At 70.0% G+C, this 13,516-nt stretch carries 14 protein-coding genes; 13 read left to right on the forward strand and 1 reads right to left on the reverse strand.

Annotated elements, in window-relative coordinates:
* Window positions 1–13: 13 nt before the first annotated feature.
* Both efp and nusB read left to right on the forward strand, forming a co-directional pair.
* Window positions 14–580 carry an elongation factor P gene (efp, locus tag AC5WRT_RS13195; RefSeq protein ID WP_208901946.1) on the forward strand — a complete coding sequence of 189 codons (567 nt, stop codon included), beginning with the start codon at window positions 14–16 and terminating at the stop codon, window positions 578–580.
* Window positions 581–582: 2 nt separating this feature from the next.
* On the forward strand, window positions 583–1,017 hold the full coding sequence (nusB, locus tag AC5WRT_RS13200) for a transcription antitermination factor NusB (protein WP_496093348.1): 435 nt from the start codon (window positions 583–585) through the stop codon (window positions 1,015–1,017).
* 154 nt (window positions 1,018–1,171) lie between these two features.
* On the opposite strand, the gene bldD is transcribed toward nusB, so the two are convergent.
* Entirely contained in the window at window positions 1,172–1,675 is a 504-nt protein-coding gene (bldD, locus tag AC5WRT_RS13205) for a transcriptional regulator BldD (RefSeq protein ID WP_043498969.1), read from the reverse strand.
* Between the two features lie 253 nt (window positions 1,676–1,928).
* Between bldD and pyrR the strand changes: the two genes are divergently transcribed.
* The 11 genes from pyrR to rpoZ all read left to right on the forward strand — a co-directional run bounded on the left by pyrR (window position 1,929) and on the right by rpoZ (window position 13,509).
* A complete protein-coding gene (gene pyrR / locus AC5WRT_RS13210; RefSeq protein ID WP_496093347.1) occupies window positions 1,929–2,510 on the forward strand; it encodes a bifunctional pyr operon transcriptional regulator/uracil phosphoribosyltransferase PyrR in 582 nt (193 codons plus the stop codon).
* Window positions 2,511–2,603: 93 nt separating this feature from the next.
* On the forward strand, window positions 2,604–3,638 hold the full coding sequence (locus AC5WRT_RS13215) for an aspartate carbamoyltransferase catalytic subunit (protein WP_496093346.1): 1,035 nt from the start codon (window positions 2,604–2,606) through the stop codon (window positions 3,636–3,638).
* Between the two features lie 5 nt (window positions 3,639–3,643).
* Window positions 3,644–4,930: a dihydroorotase gene (locus AC5WRT_RS13220; RefSeq protein WP_496093345.1), complete on the forward strand. Its 1,287-nt coding sequence runs from the start codon at window positions 3,644–3,646 to the stop codon at window positions 4,928–4,930.
* On the forward strand, window positions 4,927–5,487 hold the full coding sequence (locus tag AC5WRT_RS13225) for a PH-like domain-containing protein (protein ID WP_496093344.1): 561 nt from the start codon (window positions 4,927–4,929) through the stop codon (window positions 5,485–5,487). Before AC5WRT_RS13220 ends, AC5WRT_RS13225 begins: the two co-directional genes overlap by 4 nt.
* Window positions 5,484–6,626 (forward strand): glutamine-hydrolyzing carbamoyl-phosphate synthase small subunit, encoded by a 1,143-nt coding sequence (gene carA, locus AC5WRT_RS13230; RefSeq protein WP_496093343.1) that lies wholly within the window; start codon window positions 5,484–5,486, stop codon window positions 6,624–6,626. The genes AC5WRT_RS13225 and carA overlap by 4 nt, the downstream gene beginning before the upstream one ends.
* A complete protein-coding gene (gene carB / locus AC5WRT_RS13235) occupies window positions 6,619–9,927 on the forward strand; it encodes a carbamoyl-phosphate synthase large subunit (protein ID WP_496100235.1) in 3,309 nt (1,102 codons plus the stop codon). Before carA ends, carB begins: the two co-directional genes overlap by 8 nt.
* Window positions 9,928–9,981: 54 nt before the next feature.
* Window positions 9,982–11,088, forward strand: coding sequence for a quinone-dependent dihydroorotate dehydrogenase (locus tag AC5WRT_RS13240; RefSeq protein ID WP_496093341.1), 1,107 nt, complete (start codon window positions 9,982–9,984; stop codon window positions 11,086–11,088).
* The gene (gene pyrF / locus AC5WRT_RS13245; RefSeq protein WP_496093340.1) at window positions 11,085–11,930 is read left to right on the forward strand and encodes an orotidine-5'-phosphate decarboxylase; all 846 of its coding nucleotides are present in this window, start codon (window positions 11,085–11,087) and stop codon (window positions 11,928–11,930) included. Before AC5WRT_RS13240 ends, pyrF begins: the two co-directional genes overlap by 4 nt.
* Window positions 11,931–12,231: 301 nt before the next feature.
* Window positions 12,232–12,555, forward strand: a complete 324-nt coding sequence (locus tag AC5WRT_RS13250) for an integration host factor (RefSeq protein ID WP_003977346.1) — start codon at window positions 12,232–12,234, stop codon at window positions 12,553–12,555.
* 12 nt (window positions 12,556–12,567) lie between these two features.
* A complete protein-coding gene (gene gmk / locus AC5WRT_RS13255) occupies window positions 12,568–13,185 on the forward strand; it encodes a guanylate kinase (RefSeq protein ID WP_496100236.1) in 618 nt (205 codons plus the stop codon).
* A 51-nt stretch (window positions 13,186–13,236) separates the two neighbouring features.
* Window positions 13,237–13,509 carry a DNA-directed RNA polymerase subunit omega gene (gene rpoZ, locus AC5WRT_RS13260; RefSeq protein ID WP_003982715.1) on the forward strand — a complete coding sequence of 91 codons (273 nt, stop codon included), beginning with the start codon at window positions 13,237–13,239 and terminating at the stop codon, window positions 13,507–13,509.
* The last annotated feature ends 7 nt before the right edge of the window (window positions 13,510–13,516 follow it).

Raw genomic sequence — 13,516 nt, forward strand, 5'->3', positions numbered from 1 at the left:
AGATTCCGCAACCGTGGCTTCCACGAACGACCTCAAGAACGGCATGGTGCTCAAGCTCGAAGGCGGCCAGCTCTGGTCCGTCGTCGAGTTCCAGCACGTCAAGCCCGGCAAGGGCCCGGCCTTCGTGCGCACCAAGCTCAAGAACGTGCTGTCCGGCAAGGTGGTCGACAAGACCTTCAACGCCGGTGTCAAGGTCGAGACGGCCACTGTCGACAAGCGCGACATGCAGTTCTCGTACATGGACGGCGAGTACTTCGTCTTCATGGACATGGAGACCTACGACCAGCTGCACATCGACAGGAAGGCCGTCGGCGACGCCGCGAACTTCCTGATCGAGGGCTTCACGGCCACCGTCGCGCAGCACGAGGGCGAGGTGCTCTTCGTCGAGCTGCCCGCCGCGGTCGAGCTGACCATCGCCGAGACCGAGCCGGGAGTCCAGGGCGACCGCTCCACCGGTGGCACCAAGCCCGCCACCCTGGAGACGGGTCACCAGATCCAGGTCCCGCTCTTCATCACCACCGGCGAGAAGATCAAGGTCGACACCCGCACCAGCGACTACCTCGGCCGGGTGAACAGCTAACCGTGGCTGCCCGCAACACGGCCCGCAAGCGCGCCTTCCAGATCCTCTTCGAGGGCGACCAGCGCGGCGCCGACGTCCTGACGGTCCTCGCGGACTGGATCCGGCTGTCCCGGTCCGACGCCCGGCAGCCACCGGTCAGCGAGTACACGATGCAGCTCGTCGAGGGCTACGCCGAGCACGCGAAGCGCATCGACGAGCTGATCGCCCAGTACGCGGTCGGCTGGACGCTGGACCGGATGCCGGTCGTGGACCGCAACATCCTGCGGCTCGGCGCGTACGAGCTGATCTGGGTGGACGAGACCCCGGACGCCGTCGTGCTGGACGAGATGGTGCAGCTGGCGAAGGAGTTCTCCACCGACGAGTCGCCGTCGTTCGTCAACGGCTTGCTGGGCCGCTTGAAGGAACTCAAGCCGTCCCTGCGCCGGGACCAGACGTAAGAGCCCGGTACGACCTCGCCGGAGGGCCCGCAGCATGCTCGTGCTGCGGGCCCTCCGGCGTTCTTCCCTCGACCGTGAGAACGCCGCCGGGGTGGCCGGAACCGCACGGTTCCGGCCACCCCGGCGGCACGTTTCTGCTCGGACGTCGAGCGGCTCAGCTCTCCTCGTGCGCGGCCACCGCGCGGCGGGCGTCCGCGTCCAGGACACCCCAGCTGATCAGCTGCTCGGTGAGGACCGAGGGGGACTGGTCGTAGATGACGGCGAGGGTGCGCAGGTCGTCCTGGCGGATGGAGAGCACCTTGCCGTTGTAGTCGCCGCGCTGGGACTGGATCGTCGCTGCGTACCGCTGCAGGGGCCCCGCCTTCTCGGCCGGCACGGTGGCCAGCCGCTCCAGGTCCAGGACCAGCTTCGGCGGCGGCTCGGCGGCGCCGCCCGGCGTGGTGCCCGGCAGCAGCTCCTGCACCGGAACGCCATAGAAATCGGCCAGCTCGGCGAGCCGCTGGACGGTCACCGCACGGTCGCCACGCTCGTAGGACCCGACCACCACGGCCTTCCAGCGACCCTGGGACTTCTCCTCGACACCGTGGAGGGAAAGGCCCTGCTGGGTGCGGATGGCCCGGAGCTTGGCCCCGAGCTGTTTGGCGTATTCGCTGGACATATAGCTCCCCGGACACTGTGTCGACGCGGCCGGACTGGCTTCCCGCCGCGCGGCTGGTAACTCACTGTGAGGTTACGCAGCGTGATTCTTCTGCGTCAAGCCGAATGGTCCACCCCGACTCTTCCGTGGTAGCGACAGCCGATTGGGCCAGGGGGGTGACCGGGGCCCTCTCCAGGACCTGCTACAGTGGATGGCGCAAATCAGGCGTCCTTTAAGGTCCGTCCCGTGAGGCGGAGAAGGAGGTCCTTTTCGTATGGACAAGCAGGACTCGCACGCCACTCCGCATGCGTCCGATGCGCGGCCCGTTCTCGAGGCCCCCGACATCGCGCGGGTACTGACCCGCATCGCGCACGAGATCGTCGAACGCGCCAAGGGCGCCGACGACGTGGTGCTCCTCGGCATCCCCACCCGGGGTGTCTTCCTCGCCCAGCGGCTCGCCGCCAAGCTGGAGCAGATCACCGACCGCAAGGTCCCGGTCGGCTCGCTCGACATCACCATGTACCGCGACGACCTGCGCATGCACCCGCCGCGTGCGCTGGCCCGCACCGAGATTCCCGGTGACGGCATCGACGGCAAGCTGGTCGTCCTCGTCGACGACGTGCTGTTCTCCGGCCGCACCATCCGCGCCGCCCTCGACGCCCTGAACGACATCGGGCGCCCCCGTGCGGTCCAGCTCGCGGTCCTGGTCGACCGCGGCCACCGCGAACTGCCCATCCGCGCCGACTACGTCGGCAAGAACCTCCCCACGTCGCTGCGGGAGACGGTCAAGGTCCAGCTCGCCGAGGAGGACGGTCGCGACACCGTGCTGCTCGGCGTGAAGCACACCGACCAGTAGCGCTCCGGCGTGCGCCCGGCCGCTCCGGCGTGCCCGCGTACGCAGCGGATCGCCCTGATTCTCCCGAATGAACTGCCTTACGGAGCCTGACAGATGCAGCGTCATCTCATCTCGGCCGCCGACCTCACCCGCGACGACGCCGTCCTGATCCTCGACACCGCCGAGGAGATGGCCCGGGTCGCCGACCGGCCGATCAAGAAACTGCCGACCCTGCGCGGCCGCACCATCGTCAACCTCTTCTTCGAGGACTCCACGCGCACGCGTATCTCCTTCGAAGCCGCCGAGAAGCGCCTCTCCGCCGACGTCATCAACTTCTCCGCCAAGGGCTCCAGCGTCTCCAAGGGCGAGTCCCTGAAGGACACCGCCCAGACCCTGGAGGCCATGGGCGTCGACGCCGTGGTCATCCGGCACGGCGCCTCCGGCGCCCCGTACCGCCTCGCGAACTCCGGCTGGATCGACGCCGCGGTCATCAACGCCGGCGACGGCACCCACCAGCACCCCACCCAGGCCCTGCTGGACGCGTTCACCATGCGCCGCCGGCTGATCGGCCGGGACGCCGGGCTCGGCCAGGACCTGTCCGGCCGGCGGATCACCATCGTGGGCGACGTCCTGCACAGCCGGGTCGCCCGCTCCAACGTGGACCTGCTGCACACCCTCGGCGCCGAGGTCACCCTCGTCGCCCCGCCGACCCTGGTGCCGGTCGGCGTCGAGAGCTGGCCGTGCGAGGTGTCGTACGACCTCGACAGCACGCTGCCCAAGTGCGACGCGGTGATGATGCTGCGCGTCCAGCGAGAGCGGATGAACGCCGCCTTCTTCCCGACCGAGCGCGAGTACTCCCGCCGCTACGGCCTCGACGGCGACCGCATGGCCAGGCTGCCCGAGCACGCCATCGTGATGCACCCCGGCCCGATGGTGCGCGGCATGGAGATCACCGCCGAGGTCGCCGACTCCGACCGCTGCACCGCCGTCGAGCAGGTCGCCAACGGCGTCTCCATCCGGATGGCCGTCCTCTACCTGCTGCTCGGCGGAAACGAGCCCGCCGTCACCCACGCCCGCCCACCCGTCTCCCACCACCACCCTTCCGACGAGCGCTCCGCGCACACCTCTTTCGCGGCCGAGGAGAAGTAGGACCCATGAGCAAGATCCTGATCCGTGGTGCGAAGGTGCTCGGCGGCGAGCCGCAGGACGTGCTGATCGACGGCGCGGTGATCGCCGGGGTGGGCACCGGGCTGTCCGCCGGGGACGCCGAGGTCGTGCAGGCCGCCGGCAAGGTGCTGCTGCCGGGCCTGGTCGACCTGCACACCCACCTGCGTGAGCCCGGCCGCGAGGACTCCGAGACGGTCCTGACCGGCACGCGCGCGGCCGCGTCCGGCGGCTACACCGCCGTGTTCGCCATGGCCAACACCTTCCCCGTCGCCGACACCGCCGGTGTGGTCGAGCAGGTCTACCGGCTGGGCCAGGAGCACGGCTACTGCGACGTGCAGCCCATCGGCGCCGTCACCGTCGGCCTGGAGGGCAGGAAGCTCGCCGAACTGGGCGCCATGCACGAGTCCGCCGCCGGCGTCACCGTCTTCTCCGACGACGGCAAGTGCGTGGACGACGCGGTGATAATGCGCCGCGCGCTGGAGTACGTGAAGGCCTTCGGCGGTGTCGTCGCCCAGCACGCGCAGGAGCCGCGGCTGACCGAGGGCGCCCAGATGAACGAGGGCGTCGTCTCCGCCGAGCTGGGCCTGGGCGGCTGGCCGGCCGTCGCGGAGGAGTCGATCATCGCCCGGGACGTGCTGCTCGCCGAGCACGTCGGCTCCCGCGTCCACATCTGCCACCTGTCCACGGCCGGTTCCGTGGAGATCGTCCGCTGGGCCAAGTCCCGCGGCATCCAGGTCACCGCCGAGGTGACCCCGCACCACCTGCTCCTCACCGACGAGCTGGTGCGCACCTACAACCCCGTCTACAAGGTCAACCCGCCGCTGCGCACCGAGCGCGACGTGCACGCCCTGCGCGAGGCCCTCGCCGACGGCACGATCGACATCGTCGCCACGGACCACGCCCCGCACCCGCACGAGGACAAGGACTGCGAGTGGGCCGCCGCCGCCATGGGCATGGTCGGCCTGGAGACCGCGTTGTCGGTCGTGCAGGAGACCATGGTCGACACGGGCCTGCTGGACTGGGCCGGTGTCGCCGACCGGATGTCCTTCAAGCCCGCGCAGATCGGACAGGCCGCCGGACACGGCCGTCCCGTCTCGGTCGGTGAGCCTGCCAACCTCACCCTGGTCGATGCGGCATACCGTGGTCAGGTGGACCCCGCGGGCTTCGCCTCGCGCAGCCGCAACACCCCCTACGCGGGGCGTGAGCTGCCGGGCCGTGTGACGCATACGTGGCTGCGGGGCAAGGCCACGCTCGTCGACGGGAAGCTCACGTGACACCTGTAATCCTGCTGGCCGAGGCGGAGAAGTCGGCCCCGGTCACCGACTGGCCGGCCCGCATCGGCTGGCTCGTCGGACTCGCCCTCTTCATCGCGCTCGTCTACTGGCTGATGCGCGAGGGCTGGAAGTGGCGCGGCACGCTCCAGAGCGACCTGCCCGAGCCGCCCGGCGCGCCGGACGGGACGGGCCCGGTGAAACTGAGCATGAGCGGCCGCTACCACGGCTCCACCACGGCAGGGCAGTGGCTGGACCGCATCGTGGCCCACGGCCTGGGCACCCGCAGCCGGGCCGAGCTCACCCTGACCGATGCGGGCCTGGAGGTCGAGCGCCCCGGTGCGACCGACTTCTTCGTCCCCACCCCGGCCCTGCGCGGCGCCCGGCTGGACAAGGGCATCGCCGGCAAGGTCCTCACCGAGGGCGGACTGCTGGTGGTCACCTGGGAGCTGGGCGACAAGCTGATCGACTCCGGCTTCCGCTCCGACCACGCGGCCGAGCACACCGAGTGGGTCGACACCCTGAACCAGATGATCAACGACACGGAAGGCGCACGATGACGACCTCCACAAGGGGAGCCGAGAGGGTTCCCGCCGTACTCGTCCTGGAGGACGGCCGCATCTTCCGCGGCCGTGCCTACGGGGCCGTGGGGGAGACCTTCGGCGAGGCCGTGTTCTCCACCGGCATGACCGGCTACCAGGAGACCCTGACCGACCCGTCGTACGACCGCCAGATCGTCGTCGCGACCGCCCCGCAGATCGGCAACACCGGCTGGAACGACGAGGACGACGAGTCGAGCCGCATCTGGGTCTCCGGCTACGTCGTGCGCGACCCCGCGCGCGTTCCGTCCAACTGGCGGGCCAAGCGCTCGCTGGACGACGAGCTGGAGCGCCAGGGCGTGGTCGGCATCTCGGGCATCGACACCCGGGCGCTGACCCGTCACCTGCGCGAGCGCGGCTCCATGCGCGCCGGGATCTTCTCCGGCGCGGCGATCGCCGCCGACTCCGGCCTCCTCGCACGCGTGCAGGCCCAGCCGTACATGAAGGGCGCGAGCCTGTACGAGGAGGTCGCGACCAAGGAGGCGTACGTCGTCCCCGCGATCGGCGAGAAGCGCTTCACCGTCGCCGCCATCGACCTCGGCATCAAGGGCATGACCCCGCAGCGCATGGCCGAGCGCGGCATCGAGGTGCACGTCCTGCCCGCCACCAGCACCGCCGACGAGGTCTACGCGGTCGGCCCGGACGGTGTGTTCTTCTCGAACGGCCCCGGTGACCCGGCGACCGCCGACGGACCGGTGGCCCTCATGACCGCCGTCCTGGAGCGCAGGACGCCGCTGTTCGGCATCTGCTTCGGCAACCAGATCCTCGGCCGCGCCCTCGGCTTCGGCACCTACAAGCTGAAGTACGGCCACCGGGGCATCAACCAGCCGGTCCAGGACCGTACGACCGGCAAGGTCGAGGTGACCGCGCACAACCACGGGTTCGCCGTGGACGCGCCGCTCGACAAGGTCAGCGAGACCGAGTTCGGCCGCGCCGAGGTCTCGCACGTCTGTCTGAACGACAACGTCGTGGAGGGGCTGCAGCTGCTCGACCAGCCGGCCTTCTCCGTCCAGTACCACCCCGAAGCGGCAGCGGGCCCGCACGACGCCGCCTACCTGTTCGACCGCTTCGTCTCCCTGATGGAGGGCCAGCGTGCCTAAGCGCACCGATATCCAGTCCGTCCTGGTCATCGGCTCCGGCCCGATCGTCATCGGCCAGGCCGCCGAGTTCGACTACTCCGGCACGCAGGCGTGCCGCGTGCTCAAGGCCGAAGGCCTGCGCGTCGTCCTCGTCAACTCCAACCCGGCGACGATCATGACCGACCCGGAGATCGCCGACGCCACCTACGTCGAGCCGATCACCCCGGACTTCGTCGAGAAGATCATCGCCAAGGAGCGCCCCGACGCCCTGCTGCCCACCCTGGGCGGCCAGACGGCGCTCAACACCGCCATCTCCCTGCACGAGAACGGTGTCCTCGCCAAGTACGGCGTGGAGCTGATCGGCGCCAAGCCCGAGGCGATCCACAAGGGCGAGGACCGCGACCTCTTCAAGGACGTCGTGGAGGAGGTCCGCAGGAAGACCGGGCACGGCGAGTCCGCCCGCTCGGTCATCTGCCACACCATGGACGACGTCCTCCAGGGCGTCGAGACGCTCGGCGGCTACCCGGTCGTCGTCCGCCCCTCCTTCACCATGGGCGGCGCCGGCTCCGGCTTCGCCCACGACGAGGAGGAGCTGCGCCGCATCGCCGGCCAGGGCCTCACGCTGTCCCCGACCACCGAGGTGCTCCTGGAGGAGTCCATCCTCGGCTGGAAGGAGTACGAGCTGGAGCTCATGCGCGACAAGCACGACAACGTCGTGGTCGTCTGCTCCATCGAGAACTTCGACCCGATGGGCGTGCACACCGGCGACTCGATCACCGTGGCGCCCGCGATGACGCTGACCGACCGCGAGTTCCAGGTGCTGCGCGACGTCGGCATCGCGATCATCCGCGAGGTCGGCGTCGACACCGGCGGCTGCAACATCCAGTTCGCGGTGAACCCCGAGGACGGTCGCGTGATCGTCATCGAGATGAACCCGCGTGTGTCGCGCTCCTCCGCGCTCGCCTCCAAGGCCACCGGCTTCCCGATCGCCAAGATCGCCGCCAAGCTGGCCGTCGGCTACACGCTGGACGAGATCCCGAACGACATCACGGCCGAGACCCCGGCCTCCTTCGAGCCCACCCTCGACTACGTGGTCGTCAAGGCCCCGCGCTTCGCCTTCGAGAAGTTCCCGCAGGCCGACTCCACGCTGACCACCACCATGAAGTCGGTCGGCGAGGCCATGGCCATCGGGCGCAACTTCCCCGAGGCCTTCCAGAAGGCGCTGCGCTCGCTGGAGAAGAAGGGCAGCCAGTTCACCTTCGTCGGCGACCCGGGTGACAAGGAGACCCTGCTCCGCGAGGCCGTACGGCCCACCGACGGCCGGATCAACACGGTCATGCAGGCCATCCGCGCGGGCGCCACCCCGGAGGAGGTCTTCGAGTACACCAAGATCGACCCGTGGTTCGTGGACCAGCTGTTCCTGATCAAGGAGATCGCGGACGAGCTGGCCGAGGCGCCGGAGCTGACCCGCGAGCTGCTCGCCGAGGCCAAGCGGCACGGCTTCTCCGACCAGCAGGTCGGCGAGATCCGCGGCCTGCGCGAGGACGTCGTCCGCGAGGTCCGGCACGCGCTCGGCATCCGCCCTGTCTACAAGACGGTCGACACCTGCGCCGCCGAGTTCGCCGCGCGGACGCCGTACTTCTACTCCTCCTACGACGAGGAGACCGAGGTCGCGCCCCGCGAGAAGCCCGCGGTGATCATCCTCGGCTCCGGCCCGAACCGCATCGGCCAGGGCATCGAGTTCGACTACTCCTGCGTCCACGCCTCCTTCGCGCTGTCGGACGCCGGGTACGAGACCGTGATGGTCAACTGCAACCCGGAGACCGTCTCCACCGACTACGACACCTCAGACCGCCTGTACTTCGAGCCGCTCACGCTCGAGGACGTGCTGGAGATCGTCCACGCGGAGTCGCTCGCGGGCCCGATCGCCGGCGTGGTCGTCCAGCTCGGCGGCCAGACCCCGCTCGGCCTCGCGCAGGCCCTGAAGGACAACGGCGTGCCGATCGTCGGCACGTCCCCCGAGGCGATCCACGCCGCCGAGGACCGCGGCGCCTTCGGCCGCGTCCTCGCCGAGGCCGGCCTGCCCGCCCCCAAGCACGGCACGGCCACCACCTTCGCCGAGGCCAAGGCCATCGCCGACGAGATCGGCTACCCGGTCCTGGTCCGGCCGTCGTACGTCCTCGGCGGGCGCGGCATGGAGATCGTCTACGACGAGACCCGCCTCGCCGCCTACATCGCCGAGTCCACCGAGATCAGCCCCTCCCGGCCGGTCCTCGTCGACCGGTTCCTGGACGACGCCATCGAGATCGACGTCGACGCGCTCTACGACGGCGAGGACCTGTACCTGGGCGGCGTGATGGAACACATCGAGGAGGCCGGCATCCATTCCGGCGACTCGGCGTGCGCCCTGCCCCCGATCACCCTCGGCGGCTTCGACATCAAGCGCCTGCGCGCATCCACCGAGGCCATCGCGCGCGGTGTCGGGGTGCGCGGACTGATCAACATCCAGTTCGCGATGGCCGGCGACATCCTCTACGTCCTGGAGGCCAACCCGCGCGCCTCCCGTACGGTCCCCTTCACCTCGAAGGCCACCGCTGTGGCGCTCGCCAAGGCCGCCGCCCGGATCTCGCTGGGCGCGACCATCGCCGAGCTGCGCGCCGAGGGGCTGCTGCCGAAGAACGGCGACGGCGGCGAGCTGCCGCTGGACGCGCCGATCTCGGTCAAGGAGGCCGTCATGCCGTGGTCGCGCTTCCGCGACATCCAGGGCCGCGGCGTGGACACCGTCCTCGGCCCGGAGATGCGCTCCACCGGCGAGGTCATGGGCATCGACTCCGTCTTCGGCACGGCGTACGCCAAGTCGCAGGCGGGTGCCTACGGCCCGCTGCCCACCAAGGGCCGCGCGTTCATCTCGGTCGCCAACCGCGACAAGCGCTCGATGATCTTCCCGGCGCGCGAGCTGGTCGCCCACGGCTTCGAGCTGCTGGCCACCTCCGGCACCGCCGAGGTCCTCAAGCGCAACGGCATCAACGCCGTCGTCGTGCGCAAGCAGTCCGAGGGCACCGGGCCGAACGGCGAGAAGACCATCGTCCAGCTCATCCACGACGGCGAGGTCGACCTCATCGTCAACACCCCGTACGGCACAGGCGGCCGCCTCGACGGCTACGACATCCGTACGGCGGCCGTGGCCCGCTCGGTCCCGTGCCTGACGACCGTCCAGGCCCTCGCCGCGGCCGTCCAGGGCATCGACGCCCTCAACCACGGCGACGTGGGCGTCCGCTCGCTCCAGGAACACGCGGAGCACCTGACCGCCGCCCGCGACTAGCAGCCCCGAGGGGGACACCGGAAACGGTGTCCCCCTCTTCATGAGGACACACAGATGTACGAGCTCTTCTTCCGTCTGGTTTTCAAACGGATGGACCCTGAGAAGGCCCACCAGCTGGCCTTCCGCTGGATCCGTCTCGCCGTCCGCGTCCCCGTGCTGCGCACGTTCGTCGCGGCCGCCCTCGCGCCCCGCCACAAGGAGCTGCGCACGGAGGCCTTCGGGCTGCGGATGCACGGTCCCTTCGGGCTCGCCGCCGGCTTCGACAAGAACGCCGTCGCGATCGACGGGATGTCGATGCTGGGCTTCGACCACGTCGAGATCGGCACGGTCACCGGCGAGCCGCAGCCCGGCAACCCCAGGAAGCGACTGTTCCGCCTGGTTCCGGACCGCGCGCTGATCAACCGGATGGGCTTCAACAACGACGGATCCCTTGCCGTCGCCGCCCGGCTGGCCACCCGCGAGCCCGTCTTCAGGACCGTCGTGGGCGTCAACATCGGCAAGACCAAGGTCGTCCCGGAGGCGGAGGCCGTCGGCGACTACGTGAAGTCGGCCGAGCGTCTCGCGCCGTACGCGGACTACCTGGTCGTCAACGTCTCCTCGCCGAACACGCCCGGCCTGCGCGACCTGCAGGCGGTCGACCATCTGCGCCCGCTGCTGACCGCCGTCCGCGAGGCCGCCGACCGCACGGTCGCGAGCCGGCGCGTCCCGCTCCTGGTGAAGATCGCCCCGGACCTCGCCGACGAGGACATCGACGCAGTCGCCGACCTGGCCGTGGAGCTGGGCCTGGACGGCATCATCGCCACGAACACCACCATCGCCCGCGAGGGGCTCGGTCTGAGGTCCGCGCCCTCGCTGGTGAAGGAGACCGGCGGCCTGTCCGGCGCCCCGCTCAAGGCGCGCTCGCTGGAGGTCCTGCGCCGTCTGTACGCGCGCGTGGGCGACCGGATCACCCTCGTGGGCGTGGGCGGCATCGCGACCGCCGAAGACGCCTGGCAGCGCATCCTGGCCGGGGCCACGCTGGTCCAGGGGTACAGCGCCTTCATCTACGAGGGCCCCTTCTGGTGCCGTGCCCTCCACAAGGGCCTCGCCGCCCGCCTGCGCACCAGCCCCTACGCCACCCTTGCCGACGCGGTCGGCGCAGACGTGAGGAAGCCCGCATGAGCCCGATGGAGCCCTTCGGTGCCCGCCTGCGCCGCGCCATGGACGAGCGCGGCCCGCTGTGCGTCGGCATCGACCCGCACGCCTCCCTGCTCGCCGAGTGGGGCCTGAACGACGACGTGGCGGGTCTTGAGCGGTTCAGCCGCACGGTCGTGGAGGCCGTGGCCGGCCGGGTCGCCGTGATGAAGCCGCAGAGCGCCTTCTTCGAACGCTTCGGCTCGCGCGGTGTCGCCGTGCTGGAGAAGATCGTGCTGGAGGCGCGCGCGGCAGGCGCCCTCGTCGTGATGGACGCCAAGCGCGGTGACATCGGCTCGACCATGGCCGGGTACGCCGAGGCCTTCCTCCGCAAGGACGCACCGTTGTTCTCCGACGCCCTGACGGTCTCGCCGTTCCTCGGGTACGGCTCGCTCAGTCCGGCCGTGGCGCTGGCCCGGGAGAGCGGCACCGGTCTCTTCGTGCTGGCTCTGACCTCCAACCCGGAGGGCCCCGAGGTCCAGCACGCGGTGCGCGCGGACGGCCGGACGGTGGGCGCCACCATGCTGGCCCACCTCGCCGCCGAGAACGCGGGGGAGGAGCCCCTGGGCTCCTTCGGCGCCGTCGTCGGCGCCACCGTCGGCGACCTGTCGTCGTACGACCTCGCCATCAACGGCCCGCTCCTCGCGCCCGGAGTCGGCGCGCAGGGTGCCACGGCGGCCGATCTTCCGAAGGTGTTCGGGCCGGCGGTGCGCAACGTCGTGCCCAACGTCAGCCGGGGTGTGCTGCGTCACGGTCCCGATGCCGGGGCGCTGCGCGCGGCCGCGGAGCGCTTCGCGGAGGAGGTCAGGTCGGCCGTTTCCGGCGCCTGACACCACTGAGGAGTGCTCTGCCGAGCGGTCCGGCCGACGACTTGAGTGTGAATACATGCTCAAATCGAGGGCAGAATGTCTGAAATATCCGACCTGACGGAGGCTGACCAGGACTTTTCCGCTGTTCTCGCTGACTCTGGCGGACTTGACCGCTAGTCTCCGAGCTGTGGGGACACCCCCACACCCATGAGGTAGTGGGGGAGAACGGGCGCAGCGTGTTGCTCGTGGCTCCCCAGGTGTGGGGCGACTAGGTTCCTCACCGGTCCGTATCCGACAGTTCGACATCCGAGGTGACGTAGGCGTGGCTCTTCCGCCCCTTACCCCCGAACAGCGCGCAGCCGCGCTCGAAAAGGCCGCCGCGGCTCGCCGGGAGCGGGCCGAGGTCAAGAATCGACTCAAGCACTCCGGCGCCTCCCTGCACGAGGTCATCAAGCAGGGCCAGGAGAACGACGTCATCGGCAAGATGAAGGTCTCCGCCCTGCTCGAGTCGCTGCCGGGCGTGGGCAAGGTCCGCGCCAAGCAGATCATGGAGCGTCTGGGCATTTCCGAGAGCCGCCGCGTGCGCGGTCTCGGTTCCAACCAGATCGCTTCCCTGGAGCGTGAGTTCGGCAGCACCGGTTCCTGAGCCCGCCTCCCCGTGCAGGGGGAGTCGGACCGGGAGTCCCGGGCACTCCGGGATTGCTGGAATAATCGCTGCATGAGTGAACGTCCGCGGCTGACCGTGCTCTCCGGCCCCTCGGGGGTCGGCAAGAGCACGGTCGTCGCCCATATGCGCAAGGAACACCCCGAGGTCTGGCTCTCGGTGTCGGCCACCACCCGCAAGCCGCGCCCCGGCGAGCAGCACGGAGTCCACTACTTCTTCGTCACCGACGAGGAGATGGACAAGCTGATCGCCAACGGCGAGCTGCTGGAGTGGGCCGAGTTCGCCGGCAACCGCTACGGCACGCCCCGCGCGGCCGTGCAGGAGCGGCTGGAGAAGGGGGAGCCCGTCCTCCTGGAGATCGACCTCCAGGGCGCTCGGCAGGTGCGGGAGTCCATGGCGGACGCCCAGCTGGTGTTCCTGGCTCCGCCCTCCTGGGAGGAGCTGGTGCGCAGGCTGACAGGCCGGGGCACCGAGCCGCCCGAGGTCATCGAGCGCCGCCTGGAGGCGGCCAGGACCGAGCTGGCGGCCGAGCCGGAGTTCGATACGACCCTGGTCAACACCTCCGTCGAGGACGTGGCACGCGAGCTGCTAGCCTTGATGGATGTCGTGTGATCACGGTCCGTGGTCATGAATGAACTTTTCCCACCCATCGGAAGGTAGAGCGTGTCCTCTTCCATCACCGCGCCCGAGGGCATCATCAACCCGCCGATCGACGAGTTGCTTGAGGCCACCGACTCGAAGTACAGCCTCGTGATCTACGCGGCCAAGCGGGCCCGCCAGATCAACGCGTACTACTCGCAGCTCGGCGAGGGCCTGCTCGAGTACGTCGGTCCCCTCGTCGACACCCACGTCCACGAGAAGCCGCTGTCGATCGCCCTGCGTGAGATCAACGCCGGCCTGCTGACCTCCGAGGCCGTCGAGGGCCCGGCGCAGTAGCACTTCG

It is taken from the genome of Streptomyces sp. NTD91 (assembly GCF_059510455.1).